Source organism: Sphingomonas chlorellae (assembly GCF_056485145.1).
Genome location: NZ_JBQXXM010000002.1, coordinates 355,145 through 376,038, shown reverse-complemented (window position 1 = coordinate 376,038; position 20,894 = coordinate 355,145). Strand labels below are relative to the sequence as shown.

Annotated in this window: 13 protein-coding genes; 7 read left to right on the top strand and 6 right to left on the bottom strand. The window is 69.6% G+C overall.

Annotated elements, in window-relative coordinates; all coding sequences use genetic code 11:
• The first annotated feature begins 178 nt into the window (after window positions 1–178).
• Window positions 179–1,402 (top strand): RtcB family protein, encoded by a 1,224-nt coding sequence (locus ACT3CF_RS08020; protein ID WP_478421725.1) that lies wholly within the window; start codon window positions 179–181, stop codon window positions 1,400–1,402.
• A 37-nt stretch (window positions 1,403–1,439) separates the two neighbouring features.
• A complete protein-coding gene (rtcA, locus tag ACT3CF_RS08015; RefSeq protein WP_478421724.1) occupies window positions 1,440–2,459 on the top strand; it encodes an RNA 3'-terminal phosphate cyclase in 1,020 nt (339 codons plus the stop codon).
• Window positions 2,460–2,477: 18 nt separating this feature from the next.
• Here rtcA and ACT3CF_RS08010 read toward each other — a convergent pair whose 3' ends face one another.
• The gene (locus ACT3CF_RS08010; RefSeq protein ID WP_478421723.1) at window positions 2,478–5,729 is read right to left on the bottom strand and encodes a GAF domain-containing hybrid sensor histidine kinase/response regulator; all 3,252 of its coding nucleotides are present in this window, start codon (window positions 5,727–5,729) and stop codon (window positions 2,478–2,480) included.
• Window positions 5,730–5,883: 154 nt separating this feature from the next.
• Between ACT3CF_RS08010 and ACT3CF_RS08005 the strand changes: the two genes are divergently transcribed.
• The gene (locus tag ACT3CF_RS08005) at window positions 5,884–6,261 is read left to right on the top strand and encodes a thiol-disulfide oxidoreductase DCC family protein (RefSeq protein WP_478421722.1); all 378 of its coding nucleotides are present in this window, start codon (window positions 5,884–5,886) and stop codon (window positions 6,259–6,261) included.
• Window positions 6,258–7,589, top strand: a complete 1,332-nt coding sequence (locus ACT3CF_RS08000) for an ABC1 kinase family protein (RefSeq protein ID WP_478421721.1) — start codon at window positions 6,258–6,260, stop codon at window positions 7,587–7,589. Before ACT3CF_RS08005 ends, ACT3CF_RS08000 begins: the two co-directional genes overlap by 4 nt.
• Before the next feature lie 33 nt (window positions 7,590–7,622).
• Here the strand turns inward: ACT3CF_RS08000 and ACT3CF_RS07995 are convergent, their stop codons facing one another.
• From ACT3CF_RS07995 to ACT3CF_RS07985, 3 genes are read right to left on the bottom strand one after another with little or no spacing between them, the layout of a single operon-like run.
• Window positions 7,623–10,859 carry an error-prone DNA polymerase gene (locus ACT3CF_RS07995; RefSeq protein WP_478421720.1) on the bottom strand — a complete coding sequence of 1,079 codons (3,237 nt, stop codon included), beginning with the start codon at window positions 10,857–10,859 and terminating at the stop codon, window positions 7,623–7,625.
• Window positions 10,856–12,373, bottom strand: a complete 1,518-nt coding sequence (locus tag ACT3CF_RS07990; protein ID WP_478421925.1) for a Y-family DNA polymerase — start codon at window positions 12,371–12,373, stop codon at window positions 10,856–10,858. The genes ACT3CF_RS07995 and ACT3CF_RS07990 overlap by 4 nt, the downstream gene beginning before the upstream one ends.
• Window positions 12,312–13,052 (bottom strand): ImuA family protein, encoded by a 741-nt coding sequence (locus ACT3CF_RS07985; protein WP_478421719.1) that lies wholly within the window; start codon window positions 13,050–13,052, stop codon window positions 12,312–12,314. The genes ACT3CF_RS07990 and ACT3CF_RS07985 overlap by 62 nt, the downstream gene beginning before the upstream one ends.
• A gap of 288 nt (window positions 13,053–13,340) precedes the next feature.
• Here ACT3CF_RS07985 and ACT3CF_RS07980 point away from each other — a divergent pair, with 288 nt between their 5' ends.
• Window positions 13,341–16,343 carry a TonB-dependent receptor domain-containing protein gene (locus ACT3CF_RS07980; protein WP_478421718.1) on the top strand — a complete coding sequence of 1,001 codons (3,003 nt, stop codon included), beginning with the start codon at window positions 13,341–13,343 and terminating at the stop codon, window positions 16,341–16,343.
• A gap of 93 nt (window positions 16,344–16,436) precedes the next feature.
• Here the strand turns inward: ACT3CF_RS07980 and ACT3CF_RS07975 are convergent, their stop codons facing one another.
• Window positions 16,437–17,600, bottom strand: coding sequence for an MFS transporter (locus ACT3CF_RS07975; RefSeq protein WP_478421717.1), 1,164 nt, complete (start codon window positions 17,598–17,600; stop codon window positions 16,437–16,439).
• Between the two features lie 135 nt (window positions 17,601–17,735).
• On the opposite strand from ACT3CF_RS07975, the gene ACT3CF_RS07970 reads away from it, so the two are divergent.
• Window positions 17,736–18,431, top strand: coding sequence for an HAD family hydrolase (locus ACT3CF_RS07970; RefSeq protein ID WP_478421716.1), 696 nt, complete (start codon window positions 17,736–17,738; stop codon window positions 18,429–18,431).
• 3 nt (window positions 18,432–18,434) lie between these two features.
• On the opposite strand, the gene ACT3CF_RS07965 is transcribed toward ACT3CF_RS07970, so the two are convergent.
• Window positions 18,435–19,076 (bottom strand): helix-turn-helix domain-containing protein, encoded by a 642-nt coding sequence (locus ACT3CF_RS07965; RefSeq protein ID WP_478421715.1) that lies wholly within the window; start codon window positions 19,074–19,076, stop codon window positions 18,435–18,437.
• 141 nt (window positions 19,077–19,217) lie between these two features.
• Here ACT3CF_RS07965 and ACT3CF_RS07960 point away from each other — a divergent pair, with 141 nt between their 5' ends.
• A complete protein-coding gene (locus ACT3CF_RS07960) occupies window positions 19,218–19,847 on the top strand; it encodes an FMN-binding negative transcriptional regulator (protein ID WP_478421714.1) in 630 nt (209 codons plus the stop codon).
• Window positions 19,848–20,894: the final 1,047 nt, after the last annotated feature.

The window sequence follows — 20,894 nt, the reverse complement described above, 5'->3', positions numbered from 1 at the left end:
TCGCCGGAACCGCAATGGAAGCAACACAGTCGGCGAATGCCGGCGGGACTACAGGTAGAGCGCCCGCAGCTTGTGCGGGAGGTCGGCGGTCCGACTCCGTCTCCGGGAAACCGGATAGCTCAGCGAAAACGTCTCGCCACGCCTCGTCGCCGGCACCGAAAGAATGAAGGAGGTCTTCATGACCACGACCTATGAACACCAGCATGTCGAAGGCGGCGTGCCGATCAAGATGTGGACGCGCGGCGTGCCGGTGGAAGATGGCGCGCGCGCCCAGCTCACCCGCGCGGCGCAGATGCCGTTCGTGTTCAAACATGTGGCGGCCATGCCCGACGTGCATGTCGGCATCGGCGCGACCGTCGGATCGGTGATCCCGACCAAGGGCGCGGTAATCCCGGCGGCGGTGGGCGTCGACATTGGCTGCGGCATGATGGCCGCGCGCACCTCGCTGATGGCGAGCGATTTGCCCGACAATCTGGAGGCTATCCGCTCGGCGATCGAGCAGGCGGTGCCGCACGGCCGATCGGTCGGGCGGGGGCAGCGCGACCACGGTTCGTGGGGCGCGCCGCCCCCGGCGATCGTCGAGGCCTGGGCAACGCTCGCCGCCCGCTTCCAGCGGATCACCGACAAATATCCGCGGCTGAAGAACACCAACAATGTCAGCCATCTGGGGACGCTCGGCACGGGCAACCACTTCATCGAGCTGTGCCTGGACCAGGAGCAGCGGGTGTGGGTGATGCTCCATTCGGGCTCGCGCGGCGTCGGCAACGCGATCGGCACCTTCTTCATCGAACTGGCGAAGCAGGACATGCGCAAGTGGCACATCAACCTGCCCGATCAGGACCTCGCCTATTTCCCGGAAGGGACCGATCATTTCGACGATTATGTCGAGGCGGTCGGCTGGGCGCAGGACTATGCCGCGCTCAACCGGCGGATGATGATGACCAACGTCATCGCCGCCCTGCGCGGGCAGATCGCCAAGCCGTTCGACGCCGAGATGGAAGCGGTGAACTGCCACCACAATTATGTGACGCGCGAGAACCATTTCGGCGAGAATGTGCTGGTCACTCGCAAGGGGGCGGTGCGCGCTGCCAAGGGCGTGCTGGGGATCATCCCGGGCTCGATGGGCGCCAAGTCGTTCATCGTGCGCGGGCTGGGCAACCCGGAGTCGTTCGACAGCTGCAGCCACGGGGCGGGGCGCGTGATGTCGCGCACCGCGGCCAAGAAGCTGGTGACGCTCGACGAGCATATCGCCGACACGGCGGGCGTCGCCTGCCGCAAGGACGAAGGCGTGATCGACGAGACGCCCAAGGCCTATAAGCCGATCGAAGCCGTGATGGCCGCCCAGGCCGATCTGGTGGAGATCGTCCACACGTTGAAGCAGGTGGTGTGCGTGAAGGGGTGACCCTTCGCGCGCACTGGCAAGGATAAGAAGAATTTCCATGATCATCATCGACGGATCGGAAGGCGAGGGCGGCGGACAGGTGGTGCGCAATGCGTGCGCGCTGTCGCTTGTCACCGGCCGGCCCTTCCGCATCACCAATGCGCGCGGCAAGCGCGAGAAGCCGGGGCTGATGCGCCAGCACGTCACCGCGATCGAGGCGGCGTGCGCGATCGGCGGGGCGACCTGCGAGGGCGTGGCGGTGGGCGCGGCCGATTTCAGTTTCACGCCCGGCAAGGTCGTGCCCGGCGAGTATCGCTTTGCGGTGGGCACCGCCGGCAGCACGGGCCTGGTGTTCCAGACCCTGCTGATGCCGCTGCTGCTGGCGGACGGGCCGTCGCAGCTCGTGCTGGAGGGCGGCACGCACAACATGCTGGCGCCGCCGTTCGAGTTCATCGCCAAGGCGTTCGTGCCGGTGCTGCGGCGAATGGGTGCGCAGATCGAGCTGCGGCTGGTGCGCCATGGCTTCTACCCGCGCGGGGGCGGGCGGATCGAGGTGAATATCGTGCCGGGTGCGCTGACGCCGATCGACTGCCTCGATCGCGGCGCGCTCCATGCCGTTTCTGCGACCGCACTGTTCGCGGGCTTGCCGGTCGACATCGCTGAACGCGAGATCGCGACCGCACGCCGGCTGCTGCCCGATTGGCCGGAGGAGGCATTCGCCGTCCGCCAGATTCCCGACGAGCAGGGACCGGGCAATGTGCTGCTGCTGGAGGCTGCGTTCGAACACGCCACGGAAATCGTCAGCGGCTTCGGCCGGCTGGGCGTCTCGGCGGAATCACTCGCCAAGACGGCAGCGCATCGCATGGCGGGGTTCCTGGCGTCCGAAGCGTTTGCCGGCCCGTATCTCGCGGACCAGCTGCTGCTGCCCTTTGCGATCGCCGGGGGTGGGAGCTTCACGACGGTGAAGCCGAGCCGACATGCGCAGACCTGCTGCGACATCATCGAGCAGTTTACCGGGCATCGCTGGGCTTTCGAGCAGCAACAAAACGGATGTCACCGCCTCAGCAGGCGTGGTTAGCCTCGCCTGCCGCTTACGTCAGGCCGACAGCAGCCGCGCGAGCATTTGCTGAAGCTCGGCCAGCCGAAACGGCTTGCGCAGCAGCAGCGTACCGGCATCGAGCACGCGTTCGACCGCGTCGGTGTCGGCAAAGCCGGTGGCGAGCACGATCGGCAGGGTGGGATGCTGCGTCCGGATGCGTGCCACCACTTCGGCGCCGTTCTGCCCGGGCATCGCGAAGTCGACGATCACCAGGTCGGGTGTCTGCGCGGCGATCATTGCCATGCCGGCATCGCCGCCGTCGGCCTGGGGCACCCGATGTCCCATGGTTTCAAGGCCCTGCGTCACCATGCTCCGCAAATCATCGTCGTCGTCGATGAACAGGATCGTCCGTCCCGCGCCCATCCGCGTTTCGGAATCGTCGCGTTCGGCCTCGGCGGAATCGGGTGGCGCGGTGACGCGCGGCAGCAACAGCCGCACCGTCGTGCCTAGGCCGGGCTCGCTGTCGATCCGCGCGGTGCCCCCTGCCTGGCGCGCGATGCCATAGACCTGGCTGAGTCCCAGTCCGGTACCACGGCCCACCGGCTTGGTCGTGAAAAACGGGTCGAACGCGCGCGCGGCGACGTGCGGCGGCATCCCCTCGCCGGTGTCGCGCACCGCCAGTTCGACATAGTCGCCATCGGGCAGCTCGGGATCGGCCTCGATCCGCCGGAGCGCAGTCGCGATGGTCAGCGCGCCGCCCGCGGGCATTGCATCGCGCGCGTTGATGGCGAGGTTGAGGATCGCCATTTCCAGCTGGGTCGGATCCGTCAACACCGCAGCCCCCGCCTCGTCAAAGACGAAGCGCAGGCGGATCGCCGGTCCCAGCGTGCGCGCAAGCAGGTCACGCATCGCCCCGGCCAGCTCGGCCGCGACGATCGGGCGCGGCGCAATCTTCTGCGTGCGGGCAAAGGCGAGCAGCTGCGCCGTCAGCCGCGCGCCGCGCTCGGCCGAGGACAGGCCGCTCTCGGCGATCCGTCGAACGCGATCGGCGTCGTCGGGCGCCCGCCGGATCATGTCGAACCCGGCGATCACCGCGCCCAGCAGGTTGTTGAAATCGTGCGCGATCCCGCCGGTGAGCTGCCCCAGCGCCTCCATCTTCTGCGCCTGGCGCAACGCATCCTCGTGCAGCCGCTCGGCAGTCACGTCGCGGCCGACCGCATAGAAAAGGTCGCCTTCGGGAACCGCCGTCCACACGATCGACAAAGGGCTACCGTCGCTGCGCAGCAACCGGCACTCGAAACTGTGGAGCTTTTGCCCCGCACGCAACTGGGCGACGCTCCCCTCGACGGCAGCCCGATCATCAGGATGGACGAGTTCCATGAACGGGCGGGCGCGCAGCACGGTCTCTTCGTGCCCCAGCAAATCGAACCACGCCGGGTTGGTCCCTTTCAGATAACCGTCGAACCCCGCCACCGCGAAAAGATCCGACGACAGCTCGAACATCCGGTTGCGCTCGCGCGTGCGCTGCTCGACCTGGCTCGCCAGGTTCGCCGCAGCGTCGCGCAGGGCATCGGCGGCGCGATGTTCGGCAGTGACGTCCAGATTGATGCCGGTGAGCCGGACCGGCCGGCCCTCGGCATCTTGCTGCCCGACCGCCTGCGCCCGCACCCAGCGGATCGACTGGTCGGGCAGGATGATGCGCAGGTCCATGCTGAACGGCGCCGCCGCGGCGGCGGCGTCCTCGGTGGTTTTCAGCGCGCTCGCGCGGTCCTCCGGGTGGAGCCGTTCGGCCCAGGCGTCGAACAGTCGCTCGGCGGGCGTGGCCGGATCGATTGCCAGCACGTCGAACATCTCGGCCGACCAGGTGATCGCGTTGCGCCGCAGATCCCAGTCCCAGACGCCGATCCGCGCCGCGCGCTTGGCAAGCTGCAACCGCTGTTCGCTCGCGCGCAGCTCGGCCTCGGCGGCGCGGGTCTGGGTGATGTCCTGCACCGACACGACGACGCATCCGGGCTGGCCCGGCATCGGCGCAGAGCCGATCCGCACCGGAAAGCGCGTGCCGTCACGGCGCCGATATTCCTTTTCATACGGATCCCACCAGCCGCGAATGCGGGCCTGCTCGATGGCGGCCGTATCCAGCACCAGATGCTCCGGTAAGGTGAAATCACGCCAGTCCCAGCGGCCGGTTTCGAAATCGATACGGCTGTGCCCGGTCATCTCGAGGAAGCAGTCGTTGATCGCCAGCGTTTGCTCGCTGTGAAGGTCAAAGATCGCCAGACCGATCAGCCTGGAATCGAAAATTCCCTTGAACCAGCCGACGCTGCGCGCCAGCGCCGCCTCGGCACGCGCCTGTTCGACCGCCGCCCAGGTGCGTCCGGCGACTTCCTCGATCAGCGCCACTTCGTCGTTCGTCCAGTGACGTGCCGTGCGATGATTGACGTACAGGGAGGCGCGCAGCCGCCCTTCGCGCACCAGCGGCACCGAAACGAATGCGCGCGTGTCGATGCCGCGCCACGTCGCCTGAACCTGTGCCGGATCCTGCTCTACATCGTTGACGATCTCGGTTGCGCCGCCGCGCTGGCGCTCAACGCTCTCCTCGCCGAAGTCACGAAGCCGGAACGTCCCGAGCAACGGGGTTACGCCGTCCGCATAACAGGAGCGCAGGTCGATGGTCTCACCGTCGTCGCGGACTTCGCTGTAGCCGACCCGCGTGGCGCTCAGGTGGCGGCCGAGCGCAGCCACCGCCCGGTCCATGACGGCGCGGGGCTCGCTCAGTCCGCGCAGCGCCTCTTCCAGCCGCAACCGGAACGCCTGCCGCCGTTCGGAAAGCACGCGTCGCGTCGTCTCCGACACCAGGCACAGCACGCCCGCAACGCTGCCCTCGGCATCGGGCACGGCCGAATAGGAAACGTCGAAATAGACCGTCTCGGGATAGCCGAAGCGTTCGATATAAAAGGGCCGGTCCTTGGCGACGAAGGTCTCGCCCGTGTCGCGTACACCACGCAGCAGCGGTTCCAGGTCGTCCCACAACTCGGCCCAGTTCTCGCATGCCGGCCGGCCCAGCGCACGCGGATGCTTGTCGCCGATCGAGGGGGCATAGGCATCGTTGTACAGCGCGACGAAATCGGGGCCCCAGAACAGCACGATCTGCGCGCCCGAACGCAGCATCCAGCCGAGTGTCCCGCGAAGCGCGGGACTCCATCCGCCGGGCGCCCCCAACGGCGTATCCGCGGCACGCAATGCCCGGATCCGGTCCGCCAACGGGCCTGTCGCCCCACATAGCGGGTCGTCGATCCTCTGCACCGTCATTCCTGCGGCCCCCTTTCGACCGCGCACGGACGGAAATGCCCTGTGCAGAGCCATTTACCTAATTAATCCGCGCAGGCTGCGCCAGTGGGAGCGGGCAGCGTCCTTCCCCATTGGGCAGGTCGCCTTGGCGGCGCATCGGGCGCAGGGGCGCGCGATGTCCGGTCCCCTTCCCCCGTCTGCGGGCGTCCGGCCACGCGTGACCGTGTGGTTCGACGGCGGCTGCCCGCTATGTCGTCGCGAGATCGCGCTGATGCGCCGGCTCGATCGGCGCGGCGCGATCGCCTTTGTCGACCTGACCGGACCCAGCGGCACCTGCCCGGTCGACCGCGCCGCGATGCTCGCGCGTTTCCACGCCGAAGAGGACGGCCGGCTGCTATCGGGCGCCGCCGCCTTCGCCGCGATGTGGCGCGCGATCCCGCTGCTGCGCCCGTTCGGCCTTGCCGCGCGGCTGCCGGGGGTGCTCGCGCTGCTCGATGCACTCTATACGCGCTTTCTGCGGGTCCGCCCGTGGCTGCAACGGAGACTGCGATGACCGACGATACGCCCCCGTCCCGCCCCGGCGGGCGTGCGGTCCCTGCGGCACGGCTGTCGCGGCTGGCGGCGTTCGGACGGCTGGCGACCGGCGTCGCCGGCGGCGCCGTGGCGGAGGGCGCGCGCCGCCTCGCCCGCGGCGAGCGGCCCCAGCTCTCGCAACTGCTGCTCACCCCCGCCAATACGATCCGCGTCACCGAACAGCTCGCACGGCTGCGCGGCGCAGCGATGAAGCTGGGCCAGATGCTGTCGATGGACGGCGGCGACGTGCTTCCGGCCGAGCTGACCGCGATCCTCGCCCGGCTGCGCGATCAGGCGCACCGCATGCCGCCCGCACAGCTTCAGCGCGTGCTCGCCGCCGAATGGGGCGCCGACTGGCGCCGCCGCTTCGTCCAGTTCGACGCGAGCCCGATCGCCGCCGCCTCGATCGGCCAGGTCCATCGCGCGACGCTTCCCGACGGGCGCGTGATTGCGGTGAAGGTGCAATATCCGGGCGTGCGCGAGAGCATCGACGCCGATGTCGACAATGTCGCGACGCTGCTGCGCGTCTCGGGGCTGCTGCCCGCCGCGCTCGATATCGCGCCGCTGCTCGCCGAGGCCAAGCGCCAGCTTCACGAAGAGGCCGACTATGCGCGCGAGGCGGCGCAGATGACGCGTTATGCCGATCTGCTCGCGGGCGAGCCCGGTTTCGTCGTCCCCCGCCCCGTCGTCGATCTGACCCGTTCGCGCGTGCTCGCGATGGATTTCATCCCCGGCGCGCCGATCGACACGCTCGCCGCCGCGCCTCGGGCGGTGCGCGATGCGACGATGGCGCGGCTGCTCGAACTGGTGCTGCGCGAGCTGTTCGAGTTCGGTTTCATGCAGACCGACCCCAATTTCGCCAATTATCGTTTCCAGCCCGACACCGGGCGGCTGGTACTGCTCGATTTCGGCGCCGCACGCGCGGTCGATCCCGCGGCGCGCGACGCCTATCGCGCGCTGCTCGCGGCGGGACTTGCCAATGATCGCGCGGCGGTGCGCACGGCGATCCTCGCGGCGGGGTTCGTCTCGCCCACGCTCGTCGCGCGGCACGGCGCGGCGATCGACGCGATCATCGACACGGTGCTCGCGCACGCCAATCGCCCGGAAGATTTCGACTTCGGCGATCGCAGCTTTGTCGGCCCGCTGCGCGACCTCGCCGCCCCCATGCTCGCCGATCGCGCGAGCTGGCATGTGCCGCCCGCCGCGACGCTGTTCCTCCAGCGCAAGATCAGCGGCACTGCGCTGCTCGCCGTCCGCATGCAGGCGCGCCTTCCGTTGCGCGATCTCGTCGCGCGCTTCGTCGGCTGACCCGCCGGGGCGATCGCGCGCCCGTGCAGCGCGTCAGTGAAAGTCGCGCGACGGCGGCAGGATGCGGACGTCGCGCGGATGGCCGTGGGCGCGCGGCCGCTGGGGGTGGCGGGCTTCGTCGCCCGAAGTGGCGGGCGGCAGCGCATCGCCGTCGCGCGACAGGCAATCGAGCAGGTCGGTCCGGTCGTGGACGCGATCGGCCATCAGGTGGACCACGCCTTCCTTGCTCTTCTGGATCCTGCCCTCGATCAGCATCAGGCGCGCGGCCATGACGGCGCGGCGCTGCCGTTCCATGTCGCGCGCCCACAAGAGCGCGTTGACGATGCCGGTCTCGTCCTCGATCGTGATGAACACCGCATTGCCCTTGCCCGGGCGCTGGCGCGTCAGGACGACGCCCGCGACCCTGGCCTTGCGACCGTCGGGCACGGCATTGGCCGCCGCGCAGCACAGCACGCCTTCCCGCTCCAGCCGCGCGCGCAGAAACTGCATCGGGTGCCCCTTCAGCGACAGCCGGGTGGCCTGATAGTCGGCAACGATCGCTTCCGACGGCGACAGGGCGGGCAGGTCGCTTGCCGGTTCGGGGGCCATTTCGGGGACGTCGAGCGCCGCGAACAGCGGCAACTGGCCCGGCGGCATGCGGCGGACATTCCACCCGGCGGTGCGCCGGTCCTGCCCCAGCGAGCCAAAGGCGTCGGCATCGGCAAGCAGGTTCAGCGCGCGGGTGGGCAGCGCGGCGCGATGCGCCACCTCCTCGATACTGGCGAACGGGCGTTGCGCGCGCGCCTGCACCACCGCATCCGCCCAGTCGCGGCGAAACCCGTCGATCCGCGACAGGCCCAGCCGCAACGCAAGCGCGCCGGCTTCCCCCGGCTCCAGCGAACTGTCCCATTGGCTCGCGCCCACATCGGCCGCGCGGACCTCGACGCCATGGTCGCGCGCGTCCTGCACCAGCTGGGCCGGCGCATAGAAACCCATCGGCTGGCTGTTGAGCAGCGCGCAGGTGAACACCGCCGGGTGACGGCATTTGAGCCATGCCGAAACATAGGCCAGCCAGCCAAAGGCCTGGGCATGGCTTTCGGGAAAGCCATATTCGCCGAAGCCCTTGATCTGTTCGAAACAGCGTTCGGCGAAATCGCGGTCATAGCCGCGCGCGACCATGCCCTCGATCATCTGCTGCCGATAACGATGGATGGTGCCGTGGTTGCGAAAGGTCGCCATCGCGCGGCGCAGCCCGTCGGCCTCCGCTGCGGTGAAGCCGGCGGCAGTCATCGCCAGCTTCATCGCCTGCTCCTGGAACAGCGGCACGCCCAGCGTCTTTTCGAGCACATGGCGCAGCTCATCCGGGTCGTGCGGCGGCGCGGGCGAGGGATAGACCACCGCCTCCTCCCTGTTGCGACGGCGCAGATAGGGATGGACCATGCCGCCCTGGATCGGCCCGGGGCGAACGATCGCCACCTGGATGACGAGATCGTACAGTTTCGCGGGCTTCATGCGCGGCAGCATCGCGATCTGGGCGCGGCTTTCGACCTGAAAGGTGCCGATGCTGTCGCCGCGCCGGAGCATTGCGTAGACGCCGGGATCCTCGAGCGGCACGTTGGCGAGCGTGTAGTCGCCCCGTTCGTGCCGGCGCAGCAGGTCGAAACTCTTGCGGATGCAGGTCAGCATGCCGAGCGCGAGCACATCGACCTTCATCAGCCCGAGCGCGTCGATATCGTCCTTGTCCCATTCGATGAAGGTGCGGTCGGGCATCGCGGCATTGTGGATCGGCACCAGCTCGTCGAGCCGCCCCTCGGTCAGCACGAAGCCGCCGACATGCTGCGACAGGTGGCGCGGAAAGGTCAGCAGCTGGTCGACCAGCGCCTTCAGCCGCGCGATGACCGGATTGGCGGGATCGAACCCGGCTTCGATCATCCGGCTTTGGGGAACATCGTCCCCCCAATGGCCCCAGATGGTCGAGGCGAGCCGCGCCGTCACATCCTCGGTCAGCCCCAGCGCCTTGCCCACCTCGCGCAATGTGCTGCGCGGGCGGTAATGGATGACGGTGGCGGCGATGCCCGCCCGTTCGCGGCCGTAACGGGCATAGATATACTGCATGATCTCCTCGCGGCGCTCATGCTCGAAATCGACGTCGATATCGGGCGGCTCGTTGCGCTCTTCGGAGAGGAACCGCGAGAACAGCAGCTTTTCGCGAACCGGATCGATCGGCGTGATACCCAGGAAATAGCAGACGAGCGAATTGGCCGCGCTCCCCCGCCCCTGGCACAGGATCGGCGGCGAAAGGCTGCGGGCATGGCGGACGATGTCGTGGACCGTCAGGAAATAACAGGCATAGCCGCACCGGCGAATCAGCGTGAATTCCTCTGCCAGCACGGTTTCATAGGCATCGGGCAGGGCTTGCGGGAAATGCGCACGCGCGCCCTCGCGGACCAGGTGCTCCAGCCAGTCCTGCGGCTCCCATCCCTCGGGCACCGGCTCGTGCGGATATTCGTATTTCAGGTCGTCGAGCGTGAAGGCGATGCGTGAAAGCAGGTCGGCCGTCGCCGCGATCGCCTCGGGGCATGCCGCGAACAGCCGTGCCATTTCGCCCGGCGACTTGAGATGGCGTTCGGCATTGGCGGCCAGGCGGCGGCCCGCGGCGTGGATGCTCACGCCCTCGCGGATGCACGTCATCACGTCGTGGAGCGGGCGACAGTCGGGCGTGGCATAGCACGCATCGTTGGTCGCGATCAGCGGCACGCCCGTTGCGGCGGAAAGCGCCTGTGCCTGCGCCAGTCGCCGCGCATCGGCGCCGGTGCGATGCATCGTGACGGCGCGCCAGACCGCGTGCGGGCGCACCGCGCACAGCCGTTCCAGCACCGTCGGGCCGCCGCCGGTCGCGATCAGCAGCAGATCGTCGGCATGATCGAGCAGGTCGGGCAGATAGAGGATGCAATCGCCCTTGTCGGCGCGCCGGTTGCCCAGCGTCAGCAACCGCGTCAGCCGCCCCCAGCCATGGCGCGTGGCGGGATAGGCGACGATGTCCGGTGTATCGTCGGCAAAGACCAGCCGGGCGCCGACCGCCAGCCGCATCCCGCTCGCCGCTCCGCCCAGTTCGCGCCAGGCGACATGCGCACGCACCACGCCCGCCACGGTGTTGCGGTCGGCGATGCCGATGCCCCGCATTCCCAACGCCTGCGCGTGCGACACCATCGCTGCCGGGTGCGATGCCCCGCGCAGAAAGCTGTAATTGGTCGCGGCCGCCAGTTCGGCGAAGTCCGGGGGCGCGTTCATGCGAACAGCCCGTGCAGATACCAGCAGGGGTCGGGCTTTTCGTCGTAAAGGCCGTGGCGGAAGATCCAGAAGCGCCGCCCGTTCGCATCCTCGATCCGGTAATAGTCGCGCGTCAGCCCCTGATTGCCGGGTTGCTCCCCGCCCCGCCGCCGCCACCAGGGCGCGGCAATGCGTTCCGGCCCTTCATACAGGCGGACTTCGTGCAACTTCTGCTGCCAGCGAAAACGATGCGGCGGACCGTCGGGCACCTGTGCGATCACCTCGACCGGCTGCGGCGGGTCGAACAGGAAAAGCGGACGCATCGGCGGCTCGCCCGGCGGCGGCGGGGGCCATGAGGGTGCGGCGGGGTGGCGAAGCGCCGGCAGCGCATGCTGCGCCTGTTCGGGCAGATGGGTGTCCTGCGGCGCCAGGCGCACCAGGCATTGCGGCCCCAGCCGGGTGCTCAGCCGGTCGACCAGATCGGCGATCGTCTGCGCGTCGCGTTCGGTGCCGTCGAGCGCGGGCTGGGCGGGTGCCAGCGGCTCGGCGGCGGCGACGGCAAGGCGGATGCTGTCATAGCCGAAGCCCGGGTCGAGCGGGTCGGCAAGCGCGGCGATCCGCTCGTCGAACAGCCGCAATACCGGCGCCGGATCGCGCGTCGGCGCGCCCGTCTCGATATCCAGCCGGTGACGCGCACCGTCGCTGCGGCACAGGGTGAGGCGAAAGCGTCGCCCGCCCAGCCCGCGCCGCTCGAGTTCGTCCGCCGCCGCCTGCAACAGGTCGCGAAAACAGGCGGCGACCGCATCCTGGTGCCCGATCGGCTCGGCGAAGCGCCGTTCGAAGCGCAACGGCGCCGCGGGCGGCAGCGGGTCGAGCGGCGCCTGCGCCTCCCCCATCAGCAGGTTCAGCGCGGTGACCGCCGCCATGCCGCATCGCGCGGCGATGGTCGCGGCCGGGCGAGCTGCCACCTCGCCCACCGATTTCAGCCCGGCCCGCACCAGCGCCTGCGTCGCCTCTGCCTCCAGTCCCAGCGCGACGACGGGCAGCGCGCGGATCGCGGCCGCCGTATCGGTGACGGGCAGGCGCGCATGACGGGCGAGCGCCTGCGCCGCCGCAATCGTATCGGCGACGGCACAGCGCACCGTCATGCCGCGCGCCGCCATCGTCGCCTCCACCTCGGCAACCAGGCCGGGCTCGCCGCCGAACAGGTGTGCGCATCCGGCAATGTCGATCACGATCGCGTCGGGCGGCACCGGCATGACAAGCGGCGACCAGCGGACGCAATCGCGCGCGAGCTTTTCCAGCCAGTGCCGGTCCGCCGCCGCGTCCATGCCCGTCGTGAACAGCGCGGGCAGCCGCGCGCGCGCGTCGGCGAGCGTCAGGCCGGGGGCGAGCCCCAGCGCCTGCGCGCGGGCATCGACCGCGGCCAGCCGCAGCGCGCCGCGCACACTTTCGATCAGCGCCAGCGGCGCGTCAGGCGGCGTTGCGGGTTCCTGTCGCCGCAACCGCTCGGCGGACAGGAACGGGAACCACATCGCCAGATGGCGGCGCTTCCCGGAACAGGCATTGGTCACGATCCCACTCCAATCGCCAGTGCAGGCCGCCGGGGCCGCCCTTCTGGCGCAGCAGTTCGATGTCATAGGCGGGGGCGCCCGGGGCGCGGCCCGGCAGCGCGCGCGACGGGGCGGCGGCAACGCGCCATCGGGTCTGCGCCGCGCTCGGCGCCGGTTGCGAATCGGGGCGCAGCAGGAACAGCGTGACGCCCGACTTCTCCGCTGCCAGCGCCAGACGGCGACTGGCCGTCAGGTCGAGGTCGCGCAGCGCCCCCCGACCTTCGACGACCACCGCCCCCAGTGCCGCGCAGCGCAGCGCATCGACCGCGGCGCGCAGCAGCGCCTTGTCGTCGTCGACCTGGCCCAGCAGCCATGCGCCGGGCGGGACGCCCAGTTCGGCCCAGCCCGGAGCCTGGAGCACGCCTCCTGCCCGCACGGCGCGACGCGATCGCAGCCACAGCATCGTCCGCCCCGCCGCCGTTCCCGCCGCCATCCCCAGGGCAAGGCCTGCGACCGCCGGGGCATCCTCGGGCGCCGCCGCGTGGAATTCGTGCACGGCGCCCATGACCAGCCCGCCGCCCAGCGCGGCGTCGACCGCACCGACGCCGATGGCGCGGCGCGCCGGAAGACCGGGGCGCAAGGAAGGAAGGGCGAGTCGCATTTGTTCACTTTATGTTCTTAAGGGGCCGGCGATCAAGATGGGGCATCCACGGGGCACGACTGCGCCGCCACGCCATCCCGCCATGCGGCCACCCTCTCGCGCGGGCGCGGTTCACGTCGCGCGCCTTTCGCGCGGATCGCTGTGCGCCCTGCCGGCCCGCGCTCCTCCGCGCATGATATGTACGACAAATAAGCGCTCCACGTCACCAAAGTGTCTTGAACGAATCAGAGTATACGATATTCTTTCCCTGCTTCCTCCAACGTGAGGGAGCCCAAAGGGGAGGATAACATGAAGTTTCGCACCACGGGTGCGAGCGCGCTCGCGCTCGGCCTCGCCTTGTGCCAGCCTGCGCACGCACAGGACAGCGCCGCCACCACCGCCGACGCCACCGCTGCCGAGGCACAGGACGATACTGCGCCGCGCGCCGAGGAAAAGCCCGGCCATGGCGAGATTCTCGTCACCGGCACCCGCATCCGCCGCACCGATGTCTCCACCGCCACGCCGATCACCGTCGTCGACAAGGAAATGATCTCGCAGCGCGGGCTCGGGCGGCTCGACGAAACGCTCAGCGCGATTCCCCAGATCGCACCGATGCTCGGCGAGCGCGGCAGCAACGATCCCCGGCTCGGGCCGGCGCGGATCAACCTGCGCAAGCTCGGCACCGGCCGCACGCTCAATCTGCTCAACGGCGAGCGGATGACCAACGACGTCAACATCATCCCCTCGGCGCTGATCGAGCGCGTCGACGTGCTCACCGGCGGCGCCTCGGCCGTCTATGGCTCGGACGCCATCGCCGGCGTCGTCAACTTCATCGTCAAGCGCCGCTACCAGGGCATCGAACTCAATGCCGAGGCGAGCACGCAACAGAGCACCAACGACAACCAGTTCATGCTCAAGCTGCTCGACCAGTCGGGCTATCCGCGCCCCGACAAGACCGTCTGGGGCGGCCAGCAATATTTCGTCAGCCTCACCGCCGGCACCAACTTCGCCGACAATCGCGGCAATATCAGCCTGTTCGGCAGCTTCCGCCGCACCGTGCCGATGGCGTTCAGCAAGTTCGATCACACCGCCTGCCCGGTCTATCAGAATCCCCAGAACCCGGTTCCGCCGCTGCAAAAGAACGACACCTGGTCGTGCGGCTTCACCGAATACAACCCCTATAACTGGTTCTATGCAGGCGGTTCGGAATGGACCAATGCCAAGGACGGTTCGCGCGACTGGCGCCCCTATGACTATAACGACATCGTCCGCGTGCCGCAGCGCGATTATCTCCAGCGCAGCGGCCGCACCTACAATGCCGGCGGCTTCTTCAGCTTCGACTTCAGCTCCTCGCTGAAATTCGACACCAACTTCCTCTACACCCGCTACAAGCAGGAGGGACAGAACGCCCAGGCGGTGGGCTTCTATTCGCCCGAGTTCCAGATGCCGTGCGACAACCCGTTCATGAGCGCGCAGCAGGCGGCGATCGTGTGCGGTGCCAATGCCGGGGTGGCGGGCGCGACGGCGCCCTTCTCGATGACGGTGTTCCGGCCCGACTATGCCAACGAATATCGCAACGACATCACCGACTGGCGCGGCGCGGCGCATCTCAGCGGCGACATCACGCGCGAAATCCGCTTCGACGTCAGCGGCCAGAAATCGCGCCGGATCGAGAAATATCTGGGCACCAACATCTTCGACTACTGGCTGATGAAAGACCGCTTCGCCAACGCGATGAAGGTCGTCAACTATAACGGCAAGCCGACCTGCACCTCGGTGATCGACGGCACCGATCCCGCCTGCGTGCCGCTCGACGCCTTCAGCACGCAACAGCCCGATGCCAAGGTCTGGGACTATATCACCCGCACCGGCGGCAGCCGGGTCCAGATCGACCAGATGGTGCTCAACGGCTCGGTCTCGGGCACGCTCGGCGCGCTCGGCCTCAAAAGTCCGCTCGCCGACAGCGCGCTCGGCTTCGCGGTCGTCGCCGAACATCGCTGGAACCGCGTGTCGGAATCGGGCAGCGGCGCCTATGACTGGTGGTCGCGCTATGCCTCGTCCGACGTGGTCGACGAGCTCGGCGGCGAACTCGAACTCCCGCTCGTCCAGAACAAGCGCTTCGTCGAGGAACTGACCGTCAGCGGCGCCTATCGCATCTCCGACTATCGCTCGCTCGAAAAGCTCGTCCACACCTGGAAGGTCGATTTCACCTATCGGCCCTTCGCCGGACTGGGTTTCCGCGGAAGCCTCAACAAGGCGCTGCGTCAGGGCGTGCTCGAACGGCTTCAGACGGCCAATCCCTATACCGGCACCTTCCGCGACTTCTGCGCGCCGCCGGCCACGGGATCGTCGCTCACGCGCTATTCGTTCGAAAAATGCGCGGCGAGCGGCATCACGCGCGCGCAATATGACGCGCTGGGCAGCTATGCCGGGTGCGACGTCAACGGGCTGTGCCAGGTGCTCTACCGCCCCGGCGGTAACCCCGATCTTCAGCCCGAGCGCTCGCGCAGCGTCACCGCGGGCATCGTCGCCCAGCCGCGCTTCCTCCCCGGCTTCACCGCGTCGGTCGACTATTTCGCGATCAAGATCACCGGCGCGTTCGAATGGATCCGCACCGATCTGGTCGCCGACCAGTGCTTCAACCAGCAGGTGTCCTTCTATTGCGGGCTCATCAAGCGCGATCCGACCACCGGCGCCGTCACCGAAATCAACGCGCGCTACATGAACTCGGGCTTCATCGAGACCAAGGGCGTCGATTTCGGGCTCAGCTATGCCTGGGCCAATCCGGGCCGGCTCGTCGGCACCGATATCGGCCGGCTCAACTTCGGCTTCAACGGCACGCTCAACACCACCTATAACCGCCAGTTCGCGCCCAATGCGCCGGTCTATTCGTGCCTCGGCTATTTCGGCTTCTTCTGCGCCGAGCCCTCGCCCAAATACCGGCATTACGCGACGCTCGGCTGGGACATGCCGTGGAAGGGCAACGTCACGCTGATCTGGCGCTATGCCTCGCCGACGACCAACTCGAAACTGGCGCCCAACGCCCCGCTCGCGTCGCGGCCGTCGCCGACCAATACCGACAGCTATCCGCTGATCCCGCGGATGCCCGCGCTCAGCCTGTTCGACCTGTCGGTCAGCTATCCGCTGTCGAAGCGCGTCGACGTGCGCTTCAACGTCCAGAACCTGTTCGACAAGGATCCGCCGATCGTCGGCTATGCCGATGCGGGCACCGGCGCGTGGTTCAACACCTATCCCCAGTACGACTCCTGGGGCCGCACGCTGCGCCTCGCGCTGCGCGCGCGCATCTGGTGAGGCACTCGCCGCCCCGGCCGCCATCGCGCCGGGGCGGCAATGCCCCCCCTTCATCACCCCGCCTTCAGCACCCTGCCTTCATCACCCCCGCCGTCATTCCCCGCGCGGCACCAGCGCCAGCGCGGCCAGCCCGCCCAGGATCAGCGTCAGCGCCGCACCCGCGATCACCGGCAGGCCGCCGTCGATCCATGGTGCCGTCAGCGCCGTGCCGCCCGACGCCGTCGCCAGCACCGCCAGCACGACCAGCGCCGCCGCACGCGCGTCATCGGCGCCCGCCGCGACGATCGCGGCATGAAATCCGGGCGCCCCGCGCACGCCCAGCCCGGCATTGACGATCGCGAACAGCGCGACGATCACCGCCAGCCGCGCACCGCCCGCCAGCGCATAGGCGAACAGCGCGAACGCCCCCGCCGCACTCATCAGCGATCCGGTCACGATCGCGCGCGCCGCGCCGATCGCGCGCACGATGCGGCCGGTCAGGTTCGCCGTCACCGCAAAGCACAGGATGCCGCAGATCTGGAGCGTCACGAACGCGCCGATCCCCAGCCCCAGCGTGCGTTCGAACACCGCCGGCACGCCGAACACGAACACCAGCAAGCCGCCCAGCGTCCCGGCATAGCCCAGCGCATGGCCGATCAGCGCGCGGTTGCGCAGCAGCCGGGCATAGCTTCCGGTGCGCGGCCGCGCGGCCGGCCGCGGCAACAGGTGCGGCCAGCGCAGCATCGCTGCGGCCAGCATCAGCGCGACCATGCCCAGCGTCAGGAACCCCGCGCGCCAGCCGAACCGGGCGAGCAGCCAGGCGCCCGCCAGCGGCGCGAGCGCAGGCGCCATCGCCTCGATGCTTCCCAGCGCGCCCAGCGCCCGCACCGCGTCCTGCTCGCCGTGCAGCGCGCGGATCATCCCCGGCGCGAACACCGCCGCCGCCGCGCCTGCCGCGCCCTGCGCGAACCGCAGCGCGATCAGCACGGGCAGTTCGCGGCTCGCCGCACATGCAAATCCCGCCAGCGCATAGGCCAGCAGCGACGCGACGAGCAGCCGCCGCGGATCGTGGCGGGCCCCCAGCTCGCCGAACGCGAGCAGCCCCAGCGCGGCACCGGCGGTAAAGGCCGCCAGAACGAGCTGGGCCTGCGCCGCATTGCCGCCCAGCACGCCGGGCAGCATCGGGACGGCGGGAAGGATCAGGTCGGTGCCGGCGATGCCGGTCACGGTCGCGCCGGCGATCAGCGCAAAGGCAAGCATGGGACGGGATATGGACATGGGGCCGCGCCCCTAGCCCGGCGGCCGCAGCAGCGCCAACGCATAAGTTATGCGTGGTCGCCGCCCGCGCGTTCGGGCACAACCCGCGCCGATCGGCGACGGGCGTCCTGCCCGCGCCCCGTCAGGAACCGCCCCATGGCCATCTCGCTCATCCTGCTCGATGCCGACGACACGCTCTGGCACAATATGCGCCATTTCAACGCTGCCGAGGCCGCCTTTGCCGACATGCTCGCCCCCTTTGCCGAAGCGGGGATCGCGCAGGCGACGCTGGCCGAGGTCGAGGCGCGCAACCTCGGCCATTATGGCTATGGCGCCAAAAGCTTCACGCTCTCGATGATCGAGGCGGCGATCGCGTTGGGGGGCGACGCGCTGCCGATCGACAATATCCGCCGCATCCTCGCCGCGGGTCGGACGCTGCTCGGCCATCCGGTCGAGCTGTTCGACGGCGTCGAGGACACGATCGCGCAACTGGCCGAACGCGGCGATCTCGTCCTCGTGACCAAGGGCGACCTGCTCCATCAGGAGGCAAAGCTCGCCGCCTCGGGGCTCGGCCGCTATTTTGCGGGGGTCGAAATCGTCAGCGACAAGACCGTGGCGACCTTTACCGGGCTGTTCGCGCGGCACGGCGTCGCGCCCGAACAGGCGATCATGGCGGGCGATTCGCTGCGGTCGGACGTCGTGCCGGCGCTCGCCGCCGGCGCCTGGGCCGCCTTTGTCCCGCAACCGCTCGCCTGGGCGCACGAACATGCCGCCGAGCCGGTCGGCGAGCCGCGTTACCGGCGCCTGGCAACGCTCGCCGAGCTGCCCGCGCTCATCGACGCGATCGGCTGAGGCTCAGCCGGTCACCGCCAGCGTTTCGACCAGCCTCGCCTTCGCGCCGTCGGACAGCGTCATCCGCGTCCAGCGACACCGGCTCGGCCGGATGGGAACCAGCGTGGCGCCGTTGTCGCCGGTGTCGAACTCGACCGGCGCGGGCGCCAGCGCGTCGTGCCATCCCCGCGTCGCGAGCGCCGCCTCCGCCGCCATCAGCTCCGGGGTCGAATAGCGCCACAGCGACCGGCCGAGCAGCGCCGCGCCCGCCACGCCGAACGACGCGCCCCGCTGCGGCGAAAAGGCGAGCAGCCGGTGGCTCGCGTCGCAGACGAGGTGGATCGCGCGCGGGCTCTCCTCGATCAGCCGTTTCAGCGCCGCATCGGCGGCATCGCTCAGCCGCGCCGCCACCAGCGCCTCGATCCGTCGTGCCGCCGCCGGGTCGATCGCCAGCGTGCCGTCCTCCCATCGCGAGATCGTCGATTGCGCGACGCCCAGCCGCTCGGCGGCGTGCGCCTGCTTGACGCGGTGGAGCAACCGCCACCGCCGCAACGCATTCCGCAGCGCCGCGCCGTCGAGCGGCCCGGCATCGCCCGGCAATGCCGCTTCGCCCGCCGCTTCGCCCGACGCTTCCCGCAGACGACGACGGGACGAACCGACAACCATGGCGACTCCTTGTCCGCTGCGAGGAACGATCCGGCGCATCATCCCCCCGCCGTGCCGCGTTGCCAAGGCCCGCCGCCGATCCGGCTTCGCGGCGACTCTGCCGGGCTGCTATCCTTTCGGCCGGGATGCTATGCTTTCGGCATGTATCGCCCGCCCGCCTTTCGTGAAGACCGTGTCGAAATCCTGCACGACGCGATCCGCGCGCATCCGCTCGCGACGCTCATCACCTGCGGAGCATCGGGCCTGATCGCGAATGTCGTCCCGTTCGGCCTTCGGACGCGCGGTGAAACCGGTGTCCTGCGTGCCCATCTCGCCAAAGCGAACGGGCAGGTCGCCGACCTCCGCGCGGGGGCGCCGACGCTGGTGCTGTTCCACGGCCCGCAGGCCTATGTCTCGCCATCATGGTATCCGGCCAAGCGCGAACACGGCAGGGTGGTGCCGACCTGGAACTATGTGATCGTTCAGGTGCGGGGCGCGCCGCGCATTGTCGAGGATGCCGACTGGCTGCGCGACCAGATCGCCGATCTCACCGCGACGCACGAACGCGGCCGGGCCGAGCCGTGGCGCGTGGCGGACGCCCCCGCCGACTTCATCGCGGCGCAGATGAACGGCATCGTCGGGCTGGAGGTCGCGATCGAGCGGATCGAGGGCAAGTGGAAGGTCAGCCAGAACCAGCCCGCGCCCAATCGTCACGGCGTCGAACAGGGCCTGCGCGCCGACGGCCATGACGATCTTGCCGGGCTGGTGGCGGGCTGGCCCGACGACGCCTGACCCCGGCGCTCGGCCATTTTCCGGAGTGACGCCCGCGAGGGGGGGGGGAAATCGCCATCGCCGCACATCGCCACATCGTCGCCGGCGGCCCGGTTCGAACAAGACGGGCCTGATCGAAGCGCTGACGGCCGACGGCATCCCGCACCTGCCCGAAGGCGGCAGGGCGATCGTCCGCGACCCGGTCGACATCGGCGGCCCCGCGCCGCGGGCGACCGGGCCGCGCGCGCGACGCGGATGCTGGCGCGAGAACGCCGATGCGATGCCCGGCGGGTCTTCATCGCGCCACCCCGGCCCACCATGTTCGTCCGGGACACCGAACGCAGCCTGCCCCCCCCCGCCGAGGCCGAGGTGCGCGCCGACGCGATGGCCGGGCCTGTTCGGACCGGGGATACACGCCGGTCCTGCTTCCGCCTTTCCGCGCAGCCGAACGCCGACGCGATGCCCGGGTTTTCATCGCGCCTTCCTGTCCCGCCGTCTTCGCCCGGAACGCCGAACGCAGCCTGCCCCCGCCGATGCCGGAGCGCGCGCTGACGCGATGGCCGAGGCCTGTGCGGACCGGGGATACACGCCGGTCCCGCTTCCGCTGCTCCGCGCGGCCGAACGCCGACGCGATGCCCGCCGGGTCTTCATTGCGCCACCCCGGCCCACCGTCTTCGTCCGGAACACCGAACGCAGCCGGCCCCGCCGATGCCGGGGCACGCGCCGACGCGATGGCCGGAGCCTGTTCGGACCTGCGATACACGCCGGTTCTGCTTCCGCTGCTCCGCGCAGCCGAACGCCGACGCGATGCCCGGGTTTTCAACGCGCCTTCCTGGCCCACCGTCGTCGCCCGGAACGCCGAACGTAGCCAAGCCTGACCGGAACCGAGGCACGCTATGACGCGACGGCCGAGGCCTGTTCGGACCCGGGATACACGCCGGTCGCGCTTCCCATGGCCTCGGTTACCGAACACGCGATCTTCGTCCGCCGCCGCCTCGGCGGATCGCCCGATGCGCGCCGTCGTGCGGCCCCGCGCCGCGGGCGCGACCGGATCGGTCGGCGCCTCCG